This window comes from Arthrobacter sp. P1_B9 (genome assembly GCF_056406495.1).
In genome coordinates this window covers 87521-101350 of the sequence record NZ_JBFUAA010000008.1, presented here as the reverse complement: position 1 = coordinate 101350, position 13830 = coordinate 87521, and the positions used below count along the sequence as shown (strand labels likewise).

The window sequence follows — 13830 nt, the reverse complement described above, 5'->3', positions numbered from 1 at the left end:
AGTTCTGACCCGCCAGGGTCACCGAACGAAGGCCGTCATGATGACCGCACAAACTGACACCCGCACCCCTTACAGCCCCTACAGCCTGGCCACGGGCGCCGAAATCACCGCGGTCCAGGGCATCCTGCGTGCCGCGGGACTGCTGGGCGGGACCCGGCGCATCGCGTACCTCGGTCTGCTGGACCCCGCCCGGAACGCGCCGGCCGAAAGTGAGGACCGCCGGTTCCGGGTCTTCCTGCACGATGCCGCAGGGGGAAGGCCGGCCGATGTGACCGTTTCGGTCTCCAGCGGCACGGTGGTTTCCGCCGTCGAGCTGGACACGGCGGCCACCGGCGAGCTCCCGGTGCTCGAGGAGGAATTCGAAGTCGTCGAACAGCTCCTGGCCACGGACGAGCGCTGGCTCAAGGCCCTCGCCAGCCGCGGTCTGGACGTCAGCAAGGTCCGCGTTGCCCCGCTGTCCGCCGGCGTCTTCGAGTACCCGGAGGAAAGGGGCCGGCGGATCCTGCGAGGCCTGGCCTTCGTGCAGGACTTCCCCGAGGACAGCGCCTGGGCGCACCCGGTGGACGGGCTCGTGGCCTATGTCGACGTCGTGAGCCAGGAAGTGACGCAGGTGCTGGACACCGGCGCCGTCCCGATTCCCGCGGAGCACGGCAACTACACCGATCCGGAGCTCACCGGCCCGCTGCGCACCACGCAGAAGCCCATCAACATCACGCAGCCGGACGGGCCCAGCTTCACGGTCACCGGCGGCAACCACGTCGAATGGGAAAAGTGGAGTGTCGACGTCGGCTTCGACGTCCGCGAGGGGGTGGTGCTGCACAACCTTGCCTTCCAGGACGGCGACCGCCTGCGGCCCATCATCAACCGCGCATCGATCGCCGAAATGGTGGTCCCGTACGGGGACCCGTCGCCGATCCGGTCGTGGCAGAACTACTTCGACACCGGCGAATACCTCGTGGGCCAGTACGCCAACTCCCTGGAACTGGGCTGCGACTGCCTCGGCGAGATCACCTACCTCAGCCCCGTCATCAGCGACGCCTTCGGCAACCCCCGCGAGATCCGCAACGGCATCTGCATGCACGAGGAAGACTGGGGGATCCTGGCCAAGCACAGCGACCTCTGGACGGGCATCAACTACACCCGCCGCAACCGCCGCCTGGTGATCTCGTTCTTCACCACCATCGGCAACTACGACTATGGCTTCTACTGGTACCTCTACCTCGACGGCACCATCGAGTTCGAGGCCAAGGCCACCGGCGTGGTCTTCACCTCCGCCTACCCCGAAGGCGGCTCGGCCAATATCTCCCAACTGGCTCCGGGCCTGGGCGCCCCGTACCACCAGCACCTGTTCAGCGCGCGGCTGGACATGGCGGTCGACGGCCTCACCAACCGGGTCGAGGAAGAGGATGTGGTCCGCCAGGGAATGGGCGAGGGCAACGAACGCGGCAACGCGTTCTCACGGAAGCGGACTGTCCTGGCGCGCGAGTCGGAAGCCGTCCGGGAAGCCGACGCGCGCAGCGGCCGGACCTGGATCATTTCCAACCCGGAATCACGCAACCGCTTGGGCGATCCCGTGGGCTACAAGCTGCATGCCCAGGGCCAGCCCACTCTCCTGGCAGACCCGGAGTCCTCCATCGCCCGGCGCGCCGCCTTTGCCACGAAGGACCTGTGGGTCACGCGGTTCGCGGAGGAGGAGCGGTACCCCACGGGCGACTTCGTCAACCAGCACGCCGGGGGAGCAGGCCTGCCGGCCTACATTGCCCAGGACCGCGACATCGACGGCCAGGACATCGTGGTGTGGCACACCTTCGGCCTGACCCACTTCCCGCGTCCGGAGGACTGGCCCATCATGCCGGTGGACACGGTCGGCTTCAAGCTCCGGCCCGAGGGCTTCTTCGACCGCAGCCCCGTGCTGGACGTGCCGGCCAACGCTCAGCCGTCCTCTGGCTGCCATGGCGATGGCGACGCCGGCGCACACTGCCACAGCTAGGCCGACGCCGTGAGTGTCGCAGCCAGCTTGGGCCGCCGGGCCGGCCCCGCCGGCGTCGTCTTACATTCCCGGATCTGCGCCGCCGTGACCGCGGCGTCGTGCCTCGCGCATCTGTGGCTGGCCGCCGGGAACCAGCACGGGACCTGGCTGAACGTGCTCATGCTCGCCATGGTGGCAGTGTGCCTGCCGTGCGCCGTGCACATCTGGCGCCACGGCAGGCTCAGGGCCCTTCGCCAGGTGATGGCCGCGGCGCTGGCCATGACCGCGGTGCACGCGGTCCTGCTCCTCGGCACGGGAGCCGGCGGCACGGGCCACAGTCACCACGGAACCGCCGCAGCGGCCGCAGGGGCCGGCGCGGCGCCGTCGGGTTCCGGGGCGCTGCTGGCAGTCATCGCGCTGGAAATGACGACGGCGCTAATCGCCGCGACGCTGCTGGCCCGGCTGCGGGCGGACCCCGGTCGGCCGTATCTTGGTTGAAGCGCGGCTGAAGCGCTGCTTCCGGGTTGGTCAGCGTCAGTCGTTGAACAGCCCCGCCAGGTCCTCCGCCGTCAGGGCGCCGCCGGTGAGTGCGTCGCCTTCCATGACGTCGGCGAAGAGCCGGGATTTTTTCGCCTTGAGCGCCATGACCTTCTCCTCGATCGTGTCCTTGGCGACCAGCCGGTAGACCATGACGTTCCGGGCCTGGCCGATCCGGTGGGTCCGGTCCACGGCCTGGGCCTCCGATGCCGGGTTCCACCACGGGTCCAGCAGGAACACGTAGTCGGCCTCGGTGAGGTTCAGGCCGAAGCCGCCGGCCTTGAGGCTGATGAGGAATACCGGCGCGGCGCCGTTCTTGAACTCGTTCACGACGTCGGTGCGGTTGCGTGTGCCGCCGTCGAGGTAGCAGAACTCGATGTTCTCCTCGACCAGGCGCTCCCGGACCTTGCCCAGGAAACCGGTGAACTGGCTGAAGATCAGGGCCCGGTGCCCTTCTGCCACCAGGTCCGCGAGCTGCTCGAACAGGACATCGAGCTTGCTGGAACGCACCCCGGACAGGGAGGGATCGATCAGCGAGGGATCCAGGCTCAGCTGCCGGAGCAGGGTCAGCGACTGGAAGATGGTGAACCTGTTCTTGTTGACGTCCTCAATCAGGCCCAGGATCTTCTGGCGCTCCCGCTGCAGGTGGGTCTGGTAGACCTTCTGGTGCCGCGGGTTCAGCACGACTTCCAGGATCTGTTCCTGCTTGGGCGGCAGGTCACTGATGACCTGTTCCTTGGTGCGCCGCATCATGAGCGGCCGGACGCGCCGCCGGAGCTTGTCCAGCTGCCCCTTGTCACCGTTCTTCTCCACCGGCTTCTGGTAATACTCGGCGAACCGTTTGGGGCTGGAAAAGAGCCCGGGAGCCACGATCGAGGTCAGTGCCCAGAACTCCATCAGGTTGTTCTCCAGCGGCGTGCCGGTGATGGCGAGTTTGAAGGCGGCGGGCAATTTGCGGGCGCACTGGTAGGCCTTGGACTGGTGGTTCTTGACGAACTGCGCCTCGTCCAGGACCAGCCCGGCCCAGGTCTGGGAGGCGTAGGCCTCGTAGTCGATCCGGAACAGGGCGTAGGAGGTGATGATGATGTCCGCTCCGGCCATCGCCTCGGCCGGGTGCGAGCCGCTCTTGGCGAAGGTTTCGCCGATGGCGCGCACGCTGAGCCCGGGCGCGAACCGTGCCGTTTCCGCCTCCCAGTTGCCCACCACGGAAGTGGGGGCGACGACGAGGAACGGGGCGGCCCCGGACCCGGGCCCGGCTTCATCGCCTGCGGCGGCGTCTTTTGCGGCGCAGATCAGTGCGAGGGCCTGGACGGTCTTGCCCAGGCCCATGTCGTCGGCCAGCACGCCGCCGAGGCCGTGGCGGTACAGGAAGCTCAGCCAGTTGAAGCCCTCCAACTGGTACGGGCGCAGCTCGGCGTTCAGCGACCCGGGCAGCGGAAGGCCCTTGATGCCACCTTCGAGGAGACCGCCCACGGACTCGCGCCACGCCGCGGCCTGTTCATCCACGATGCCCAGGTGTGCGAGCTCGTCCCACAGCCCGGCCTGGAAGCGGCTGATCTGCAGCGGGGCGTCCTTGTCGCCGGGGTTGTCCTGCAGGGAGCGGGCCTCGTCGATCAGGGCCCGCAGCTGGTGCAGCTCCGGCAGGTCCAGCGCGAAGTACGCCCCGCTGGGGAGCAGCATGCGGGTCTGGCCGGCGGCGAGGGCGGAAAACAGTGCCGCGAAGGAAACGGGCTGGCCCTCCAGGGTGATGACGATGCCCAGATCGAACCAGTCGCGGCTGTCCGTCGCCTTTGTGGAGATCGCCACCACCGGGGCCTCGTCGGCTTCGCGGTAGTCCGCAATCTCGCCGGAGGTATCCACGGAGACGTCGGGGAGGTCGCGGAGCCGGGGGAGCACGTCCTCGGTGAAGGCGAGGGTGTCCAGTCCGGCCAGCTCTGCCGTGGCCGCCAGGCGCGGCGTGCCCCAGCCGCCGGTCGCGGATTCGCCCAGGGCAGGCACGACGTCCCAGGGCTGTCCGACCGCCTCGAGGATGCGAGCCTCGGCCGGGTCGTCCCGGTAGCCGTGATCGCCCGGGTGCCGCCACAGCGGCTGCGCCGTGACGAGGTTTCCGGACGTGTAGTGCCATTCCCAATGCAGCCGGACCCGGTGGTCGGCCCCGTAATTGGCCAGCAGGGACAGTGTGGGGACGGCGAGCGTGGGCAGTTCCACCGACTCGTCGGAGGCGGTAACCCGGGCGGTTTGCTTGAGCTTGGGGTAGAACCCGGTCAGGAAGCGGCTTTCGTCCCGTGCGGGGATGTGCAGGGTGGTCCCGCCCGTGACGAAGGTCAGCAGTTCCTCGCTGAGACCGCTTTCCAGCGGGGCGAGGGTGATGACGGGGTCGGCGGGGGCGGTACCGGGCAGGGCGCCGCCGCCGGACGCCAGGAAGATTCCGTGCGCCGGGCGCCCGATGGTCCCGACCGACGCCGGATCCACCACCTCACCTTCGACCGTGATGGTCGGCGCGAGCTCCAGACCGCCGTCGTCCCCGCCGGTGCCGATGCGCGCCAGGTTCAGCCCGACGGCGGCAGGCTGCTCGACCAGCCGCACCGGCTCCGTGCCGCGGCTGTGCACCAGGGCGACGCCGATTTTCTGGGCCTGGGACAGCAGGCTCCACAGGTTCTTGCCGGCATAGGTGTTCAGTCCCAGCCACAGTCCGGTGCCGGAGTGCTGGCGGTTTGCCACAGCGGTGTGCGAGGCGAGGAATTCCTGCATCCACTCGACGTGCGCCTCGTTGCATTCGCGCCGGTAGTTCAGGTAGCTCAGTGTGCTCCAGGAGACGTCGCCGCGGATCCACTTGCCCTTGGCGCCCATGATGACGGGGCGTGCCTTGAGCTGGCGGACGCTGCGGAGCGGGTCGCGGCGGCCCGTGTAGGAAAAGTGCGGGGCGGGTTCCTCGACGTCAAACTGGAGCGCCAGCGGGGTGCCGTTGGCGGACGGCGTGATCCCCGGGTGGGCGATCAGGGGGCTAAGGGCCTGCTCCCAGTCGGCCATTTCCGGTGGCGCGCTTTGGCGGGACAGCCGCGTGCCCTCGGCGGGGGCCAGCAGCTGCATCCTGGTGGCGGGGTTGTCTTCGGCCGCGAAGAGCAGGGCCGCCACGTGCTTGCAGTCCTTGCGGACCGGGCAGCTGCAGACGCCCACCGTGCAGCTCCAGCCGCCCGCCTTCCGGACCAGCTTCGCCGTCGTGGAATAGGGCACGTCGGAACCGCCCCGCACCTTGCCCAGCAGCAGGCCTGTGGCGGCGTCGAAGGAGATCCCGGAAACGCGGCTCCCCATGGCGTAGGCGAGCCCGGCCGCGAGGGAGCGGTCGTTGATCGCGGGAGTCTGTATTGCCAGTGCCGCACTCTCGTCCGGATGGGATGGCATGTGCGCGCTACTTTCGGCAGGTGGTCATCTGATCCATCTTACCGAGCCGGCCGGGACCCCGGAACTTCGCCGCCGCCAGCACAAGCGCCGCTTAAACTTCGCCTGACGTTCAACCGGGGCTCGGCCGCCGGCCGTGACGACGGACCTACCGTGGAGAGGTCCGGAGTATCAGCAGCGCCAGCAGTAAGGATTCCGCATGACCCACAGTGAGCCCACCATCCAGTCCGCCCACAGCTACCCCACCGTGCTGACCACCGAAAGCCTCAAAGGCGGAAACGAGGACGTTGTCGACGCGAACGTCAACGTGGTCAACGCCATGTTCGAGGAGTTGCTGGACACGGAAGAGATCTCCCCGGCCGCGCTGCGCAGTTACTACGTGGACTTCTACCTCACGCAGGCGCTGGCCGGCGGCTTCGCGCAGTACGTGTTCACCGCGCCCGAACGCGAGGAAGTCGACCCCTACGTCCGGGAAGGCCTGGAGGCCATGGGTGCCGCCGCGCACCTGGAGCTCTTCAACCGCACGGTGGCCGCCTTCGGCGCCCTGACCGACACCGACGTCGACAGCTACCTCGACGGCGGCAGCGGCTGGGCCGCCGGAAGCACAGAGGAAGACGAACCGGGCGACGGGGTCTCCGACGCCGTTCGGCGCATCGAAGAACTGGACGGGGAATTCGAGTCGATCCTCGCAACAGAGGACATCGCTGCGCTGAATGCCGCGTGGCTGCGCGGCCAGGAGGACTTGCTGGTCCTTTCCGACGACGACCTCGACGCCCACATTGCCGGGCGGGTGGCCCGGCTTTCCGACCTCGCGGAGCGCCAGGCGGCAGCCGCCGAGGAGGCGCTCCTGGACGCACCGGAGTTCGAGCAGATCATCCGCGAGCTGTGCGCCCTCGCGGGCCACAGCCTGGTGCGGATCACCATGGGCGATCCGAATTATGAGCACAACGGGGAGACCACCCTGGCCTGGCACTTCACCACGGAACAGGGCGAATTCCTCATGCTGGAGGACGACGACGAGGCCTTCATGCTCAATCCGCGGACCCAGGAAATCCTCGCGGCTGTGGAGTTCGAAGAGGCTGTTGACTTCGAAGGGGCTGTTGAGTTCGCAGGGTCAGCGGAGTTCGAAAAGGCCCGCCCTTAGGCGGCCTTCCGCGACAGTTTTCCGGTACGGCCGGCGTCTGCCCCCAAATGCAGGCGCCGGCCGTGCCGTGTTGAGCAACCCGCGCCGACTAACTCTGGCCCGGCCGTGCCGGGTTTAGTTTTCCAGCTCGGCGGACCGGGCCCGGCGGATCCGCGGCCGGTGAGCCTACCCGGCCGGCGGTGCCGTGATCATTTCCCCGGAGGGTGACACGAGGTACCAGGCCCCGCCGACGCCCTGGCCGTTGATGTCCCCCGCGGCCTGGTCCTTGGAGTAGTAGTAGATCGGCATCCCGTTGATGGTCACCTGCATCTTTCCGTCAGCCGTGGGAATGGTTCCGACCTTGCCGGTGACGCCGTTAACTGTGGGAGTCGCCGTCGTCGACGTGACAGCGGGCCACGACGTCAGGCACGCGCCGGTGCAGACGCTGTTCCCGGAATCCTTCGTGTTCTTGGTGAAGAAATAGACGCTCAGTCCCTGGTCGGCCACCACGATCTGGCCCGCCTTGGACTCGCCCACCGAGAGCTCCGCCGCGGTCATGGACGACGGCGCGGAACTCGCCGGCGCGCTGGACTCTGCGGGAGCCGACGTGGCCGGTGCCGCCGACGTCGGCGTCGTGGTCGTTCCGCCGCCGCAGCCGGACAGGAGGGCGGCCAGAGCGAACGCGGACAAGCCAATGCTGAGATGCTTCTTCATTTGCTGCTCCTAGACTCGAGCCAGCCCAACTCGGAGGCCGGCGCTACGAGATACGACGCCATGGAGAGCGGAATGGTTCATGGCGGAACCGACATGTTCGTGTCGGGCTGTCCTGGGGCACACTGAACTATTGGGCCTGCCCGTACGTCGTAGAGGGGCAGAGCACGAATTTCCGGGAGGTGGGCAATGCCGCTGGACGAAGACGTCGTAGCTGCGATTTACCGCGACCACGGAACGGCCCTGAAACGCTTTGTCCTCAGCGTCTCCCGGGATCCTCAGCTCGCCGACGACGTCGTCCAGGAGACGGTGCTGCGGGTCTGGCAGCAGGCGCCGCAGATCACAGGCAGCCTGCGCAGCTACCTGTTCCGGACGGCACGCAACATCATGATCGACAATTACCGCAAGGCCCAAAGGCGGCCGCAGGAAGCCGGCGACTGCGATGTCCAGGCCCTCCCGGAAGGCGGCGTCGGCGCGGGGCGCATTGACGAGCTGCTCAACAAGGTGCTGATGGAAGAGGCGTTGCTGCGGCTCAGCGCGGAACACCGCGAAGTCCTTGTTGCGCTCCACTACCGCCGCTACACAGTCCAGGAGGCATCCGCCCAATTGAAGATCCCCAGCGGCACGGTGAAGTCCCGGGCGTTCTACGCCGTCCGGGCCCTACGGACGATCCTCGACGAAATGGGGGTGCAGCAGTGAACGGGACCGAGTTGCATCACTACCTCGGCGCGTACCTGCTCGGCGGGCTGGAGCCGGCCGAAGCCGCGGCCTTCGAGCAGCATCTTGCGGTGTGCGCCCACTGCCGTCAGGAGCTGGACGAACTTGCCAGCCTCCCCGCGCTGCTGGACGCGATCCCGGTGTCCGACGCCGTCGCGCTCACCGCCGCGGCGGCGGCCGCCCGGGACCGCGCGCTGATCCCGCCGGAACGCGAACCTGTCCCAAGCCGGCTCCTGGACGAGCTCGCCGCCCGACGCCGGAAGGTGCGGCGCCGGTGGACGTCGGCGGTGGCCGCGGCGGCCGCCACATGCCTGGGGCTGGGGATCCTGGCTGGTCCGCTGCTGAACCAACCCGCCAAACCGGACGCGAGCTATTCCGTTGCGGCCAGCAGCGGGTTGGAGGTCACTGTGGGGCTCGTCAAGAAGACCTGGGGCACCGAACTGGCGGTGGACGGCCGCAGCCTGCCCGTCGCCGGGACCCTCTCACTCTGGGTAAAGGACCGTGACGGCGGCGTGGACCGCGCCTGCGCGTGGACGGCGACGCCCACCGGCAGAGTCCGGATCACCGGGGCGACGCCGGTGCAGCTGGCCAGGATCGCCAGTGTCGAGATGCGCGATGAGCAGCAGCAGACCGTTGCTGTCATTGCCGTGCCCCAGGGGTAGCCCACTCGTGGGGCGCGGCGGTCCGTCCGGTCCGGGACATGCTTCCGGTCCGGGACATGGAAACCGACGCGGGCCTACATCTTCGCGAGCTTGGCCCGCATCGCCATGTAGATGCCGTAGCAGATCAGGCCTACGCCCACTGCGGCCAGCAGGTACACGCCGAACGGCTGCTCCCGCAGGGCCTTCAGGCTGCCGTCGAGCCCGGTTGACTCTTCGGGGTGTGCCTTCACCGTGGCGATGATGATGAGCAGGCCCACCAGCAGCAGGGCAAAGCCTTTGGCAACGTAGCCCACCATGCCGATCACCGTCACTGCGGTGCGCGCCTGCGGCTGGGACGGCATCCGCAGGTACTTGATGAAGGACTTCTTGAAGCCGCGGATCGCGTAGACGACCCCGGTGACGGCTACCGCGGCGCCGATAATCACCAGGAGTGCGACGCCGCCCGGTGCCTTCATGAGGTTTACGGTCATATCGGAAGTCGACTCGCGGTTGTCGGAGCCGGCCCCGGTAGCGACCGACGCGAGCGTCAGGGCGAACGCGGTGTACACCACGGCCTGCAGGGCAGCCTTGAGTTTCTTGCCGACCTTTTTCTTGGTCGGCAGGTGCCCGAAATCAAAAATGGCGTCGGACGCCTGCCAGATGGCCAGCGCCACGCAGGCGGCAAACGACGTCCAGAGCAGCAACGGCCCCGCCGGCTGCCCGGCGAGCTCTTCCACCGCGCCGCTGACATCGGCCTGGCCCTGGCCGCCCATGGCAAGCCGGATCGCGACCAGCCCGATGAGGAAGTGCAGCAACCCCGATACGGCGAACCCGGCCCGCGCTGCGATTTCGAGGGGCTTCGAATTGGTGACGTCCTCGGCGACGTCAGCAGCGTCGTTCAATTCTCGTTTGATGATCGTTTCCTTAGTACTACCCAGCGTGGTTCGTTCCGTAATCGTGCCACGCGAAGCCGCTCAACAAAAGGTACCCGCGCGCCGTGGTGCCTAAATCCGGCGGTAGCTGAGGTCGAAGATCAGGCGGCCGGCTTCGTGCGCCTTGTTTTCGAAACTGGTCAGAATACGGCCCTCAAACCGCGGCGCCCACCCGCCGGTCCCGTCGACGCCCTCGTTGGGTCCGGTGTGCTCGGTGCTGACCGGCGCCCGGCCTTCCTTGACCGGTGCTCCGCCCACGCGGGACTCGACGCCGGATTCCCACACCTGGGTCAGGGGGCTGTCCGCGCCGGCGCGCTCGCCCTCGTGCAGGTTCTCGAACTCCGCCGAGCCCGCCATGACCTCGCGGACGTGAACGGCGTAGTTGGACCAGTCGGTCGCGATCCGGAAGATGCCGCCGGGCCTGATGGCCCGGGCGGCGAGATCAGCGAACGCCGGTTGAATGAGGCGGCGCTTGTGATGCCGGGACTTGTGCCATGGATCCGGGAAGAACACCCATAGTTCCGTGACGGAGCCAGCCGGGAGCATGGTTGCGAGCACCTCAGGGGCGTTCGCCTCGACCACCCGCACGTTGCTCAGTCCGCGGCTGTTGATTTTGATCAAGGTGTTGGCCAAGCCGGGGGTGTAAACCTCCACGGCCAGGAAGTCCTTGTCCGGGTTTTGCTCCGCGGCGTGGCAAACGGCGTCGCCCAGCCCGGAGCCGATCTCGACAACCAGCGGAGCCGTGCGGCCGAATTCGGCCTCTGCGTCGAACACATAGTCCGGGTGGACGGAGGTGTTGGCGACATGGCGGGGGACCTCAACCGCCCAACGGTCTGCGTGTTCCTCCCAGGCCGCCTGGCGTCGGCCCTGAAGGCGCGTGCCGCGGCGTACAAAGCTCACCGGGCGGCCCCCATAGGTGCCGAACGAGGCCTGGCTGCCGGGGGTCACGGGGCGCGGCAGCTGGCTCTGGTCCGGGACGCCGGACTCCGGGTTTGCCTGCAGGCCGGGGGATTCTGGGGATTCGCTCATCCCTTCCAGAATAGTTGAGTTCGCAGGGCCGGGCCGCCCGGGGATCCCGTGGCCGCCCCGGCGGGCCGGCCACGGAGGAAGGATTGAAGGGAAGGGGTGAAGACGCGGGCCTGCAAGAATGGGGCGGGTGACCTCAGCTGGGAAAACTGACGAGTTGGACCATTCGGCCGGCGCCGTTCTCCGGGACGGCCCCGTCGGGCCGCCGCGCGCTGCCGGCCGCCGGCAGCTCGCGTATTTGGGGATCTGCCTGGTCCTGATCGGGCTGAACCTCCGCACAGTGTTTTCGAGCTTCGCTGCGGTACTGCCGGAGGTGACGGCCGACGCCGGGCTTCCGGCCTGGGCGGTCATGGTGCTCACCACCGTCCCGGTGACGCTGCTCGGGGTGTTCGCTCCGCTCGCCCCTGGGCTGGCACGCCGGTTCGGGGCCGAACGGGTGCTGCTCGGTGCCATGGCGGTGCTCACCGCCGGGCTGCTGCTGCGGCCCCTGGAGCTGCCGGCGGCCGGCCACCTTCCGGCTCTGCTCGCCGGGACCGCCGCGTGCGGGGCCGCGATTTCACTGTGCAACGTGCTGCTGCCGGGCGTGGTCAAGCGTGACTTTCCGCATCGCCTGGGCCTCATGGGCGGCCTCTACACCACGGCGATCTGTGCCTCGGCCGCGCTCGGTGCCGGCTTCACGTTCCCGGTCTTCCGCGCGAGCGGGGAATGGACGGCGGCGCTCTGGTTCTGGGCGTTGCCGGCCGGCGTCGTCCTTCTGCTGTTCCTGCCGCCGGCGCTCCGGGCCCGTCCCGGCGGGGCGGCGCGGCCGGCCGGAGGCGTCAACGTCTGGCGTTCCGCCGTGGCCTGGCAGGTGACCGGGTTCATGGTCCTGCAGGCCATGATGTCCTTCAGCGTCTTCGCCTGGCTGGCGCCGATCCTGCGCGAACGGGGGGTGGACGGCGGCACGGCCGGCCTGATCGTCTCGGCCTCGATTGCGCTGCAGATGCTGGGCTCGCTGTTCGCGCCGGCGCTGGCCACCAGGTTCCGGGACCAGCGTGCTCTCAACACGGTGGTGGCGCTCATGACCGGCGGTGGCTTCGCGCTGAGCATCTTCGGGCCTGTGGAACTCCTGTGGCTGTGGACCGGGCTGCTCGGCCTGGGGCAGGGAAGCCTGACCGCCGCCGCGCTGACGCTGATCATGGTCCGCACCCGGGACGGGCACACCGCGGCCCACCTTTCCGGGATGATGCAGGGCGTGGGCTACGGGATTGGCTCCAGCGGCACGCTCCTGGTCGGCCAGCTGCACCAGTCCACCGGATCCTTTGCAGCGGCGGGTGTGCTGTTCATGCTGGTGGGCTCTCTCGCAGCGGTGTTCGGGTACCGGGCCGGGCGCGACCGCTACATCGGCGACTGATGTTTTAAATGCGATGAGCTATCAGTTGTGGCTGTCCTGAACCCTCCAGAACAGCCACAGCTGATAGCTCAACCGGGCGGGACCGGATCAGAGCGTAAGGTCTTTGCCCTTGGTCTCCGGGATGGTGAAGATGCAGGCCGCGGAGATGGCGAGCAGCAGCACGGCGTACACATTGAACAGCTGCGGCATCTGCACGGTGGTGCCGAGCCACTGCTGCAGATAGGGCGCGGTTCCGCCGAACACGGCCACGCAGATCGAGTAGGGCACTCCGACGCCCACGGTGCGGATGCTGGTGGGGAACAGCTCGGCGTAGACGGCCGGGACGATCGCCGCGCTGGCGGCGATGAAGATCAGCATGACGGACATGCTGACGGCCAGCTGCCAGGCGGAATCCTTGAGCAGGGCGGTCATCGGGAAGTGCATGATGCCGGCGCCGATCGCACCGGCCCACAGCACTTTCTTGCGTCCGATCCGGTCCGCCAGCTTGCCCCAGAAGGGCAGCGCCGCGATGAACACGATGTTGCCGATCACGCCGGCCCACAGGGCCTCGCCCCGGTCGATCTTCAGGGCGGTGGTGGCGTAGCTGGGGGCGACGACACCCCAGATGTAGTAGATCACGGTCAGGCCGACCGTCAGGCCGATCACCTGGAGGGCCTGCTTGCGGTGGCGGACAATCTGCGGCCAGATCGGAGCGCGCTTCTCCGTCGCGGCCTCCCCCTCGAAGACGTCCGTTTCGTGCAGCCGGGACCGCATGATCAGCGCGTAGAGACCCATGGCCGCGCCGATCAGGAACGGGATGCGCCAGCCCCACGCGTTCATGAGTTCGGTGCTCAGCGTCATGTTCAGTACGGCACCGAGCAGGGTTCCGAACAGGATGCCCACGGTGCCGGAGGTGTAGATCAGGGTGGCCCAGAAGCCGCGGTGTTCCTTCGGCGCCATTTCGGACAGGTACGTCTGCGACGACGGCAGCTCGCCGCCGTGGGCCAGGCCCTGGATCAGGCGCGCCACCAGGAGCGTGAGCGATGCCCAGACGCCGACGGCCGCGAACGTCGGCGCGATGCCGATCATCAGGCTGCCCACCGACGCCAGCCCCACGGCCAGGGTCATGGAAGCCTTCCGGCCGATCCGGTCACCGATCCAACCGAACAGGAAGCCGCCGAAAGGGCGGGCAACGAAGCCGACGGCGAAAATCGCCAGGGTGGACAGCACCGCGGACGCAGGATCCGACTTGCTGAAAAGCTGGCTGGCGATGAACGGCGTGAACGTGGCGTAGATGGCCCAGTCATACCATTCGACGGCATTGCCGATGCCGGTGCCGACGAGCGTCTTGCGGGTGGATGTTCGGGTTGCCGCCGGCGTGATCGTGGCTGCAGTCATGGTCT

Annotated in this window: 11 protein-coding genes; 6 read left to right on the top strand and 5 right to left on the bottom strand. The window is 68.2% G+C overall.

The window, feature by feature from the left end; genetic code table 11:
• The first annotated feature begins 37 nt into the window (after window positions 1–37).
• Window positions 38–1990, top strand: coding sequence for a primary-amine oxidase (locus tag AC1D1A_RS12880; RefSeq protein ID WP_476850736.1), 1953 nt, complete (start codon window positions 38–40; stop codon window positions 1988–1990).
• Window positions 1991–1999: 9 nt separating this feature from the next.
• Window positions 2000–2467, top strand: coding sequence for a hypothetical protein (locus AC1D1A_RS12875; protein WP_476871797.1), 468 nt, complete (start codon window positions 2000–2002; stop codon window positions 2465–2467).
• Window positions 2468–2503: 36 nt separating this feature from the next.
• On the opposite strand, the gene AC1D1A_RS12870 is transcribed toward AC1D1A_RS12875, so the two are convergent.
• The gene (locus AC1D1A_RS12870; RefSeq protein ID WP_476947869.1) at window positions 2504–5908 is read right to left on the bottom strand and encodes a DEAD/DEAH box helicase; all 3405 of its coding nucleotides are present in this window, start codon (window positions 5906–5908) and stop codon (window positions 2504–2506) included.
• A gap of 196 nt (window positions 5909–6104) precedes the next feature.
• Here AC1D1A_RS12870 and AC1D1A_RS12865 point away from each other — a divergent pair, with 196 nt between their 5' ends.
• Window positions 6105–7049, top strand: coding sequence for a DMP19 family protein (locus AC1D1A_RS12865; protein WP_476857017.1), 945 nt, complete (start codon window positions 6105–6107; stop codon window positions 7047–7049).
• Window positions 7050–7214: 165 nt separating this feature from the next.
• Here AC1D1A_RS12865 and AC1D1A_RS12860 read toward each other — a convergent pair whose 3' ends face one another.
• Complete coding sequence (locus tag AC1D1A_RS12860; RefSeq protein WP_476947868.1) at window positions 7215–7742, bottom strand: COG4315 family predicted lipoprotein; 528 nt, start codon at window positions 7740–7742, stop codon at window positions 7215–7217.
• A 186-nt stretch (window positions 7743–7928) separates the two neighbouring features.
• Here AC1D1A_RS12860 and AC1D1A_RS12855 point away from each other — a divergent pair, with 186 nt between their 5' ends.
• Together AC1D1A_RS12855 and AC1D1A_RS12850 are read left to right on the top strand one after the other, a co-directional pair.
• The gene (locus tag AC1D1A_RS12855; RefSeq protein ID WP_476947867.1) at window positions 7929–8438 is read left to right on the top strand and encodes a sigma-70 family RNA polymerase sigma factor; all 510 of its coding nucleotides are present in this window, start codon (window positions 7929–7931) and stop codon (window positions 8436–8438) included.
• On the top strand, window positions 8435–9118 hold the full coding sequence (locus tag AC1D1A_RS12850) for an anti-sigma factor family protein (protein WP_476947866.1): 684 nt from the start codon (window positions 8435–8437) through the stop codon (window positions 9116–9118). Before AC1D1A_RS12855 ends, AC1D1A_RS12850 begins: the two co-directional genes overlap by 4 nt.
• Before the next feature lie 74 nt (window positions 9119–9192).
• Here AC1D1A_RS12850 and AC1D1A_RS12845 read toward each other — a convergent pair whose 3' ends face one another.
• Both AC1D1A_RS12845 and trmB read right to left on the bottom strand, forming a co-directional pair.
• Complete coding sequence (locus tag AC1D1A_RS12845; protein WP_476850730.1) at window positions 9193–9999, bottom strand: DUF1206 domain-containing protein; 807 nt, start codon at window positions 9997–9999, stop codon at window positions 9193–9195.
• Between the two features lie 102 nt (window positions 10000–10101).
• Window positions 10102–11058 carry a tRNA (guanosine(46)-N7)-methyltransferase TrmB gene (trmB, locus tag AC1D1A_RS12840; protein WP_476857012.1) on the bottom strand — a complete coding sequence of 319 codons (957 nt, stop codon included), beginning with the start codon at window positions 11056–11058 and terminating at the stop codon, window positions 10102–10104.
• 154 nt (window positions 11059–11212) lie between these two features.
• On the opposite strand from trmB, the gene AC1D1A_RS12835 reads away from it, so the two are divergent.
• Window positions 11213–12448, top strand: coding sequence for an MFS transporter (locus tag AC1D1A_RS12835; RefSeq protein ID WP_476871858.1), 1236 nt, complete (start codon window positions 11213–11215; stop codon window positions 12446–12448).
• A gap of 87 nt (window positions 12449–12535) precedes the next feature.
• Here the strand turns inward: AC1D1A_RS12835 and AC1D1A_RS12830 are convergent, their stop codons facing one another.
• Complete coding sequence (locus AC1D1A_RS12830) at window positions 12536–13825, bottom strand: MFS transporter (protein ID WP_476887110.1); 1290 nt, start codon at window positions 13823–13825, stop codon at window positions 12536–12538.
• Window positions 13826–13830 lie beyond the last annotated feature (5 nt).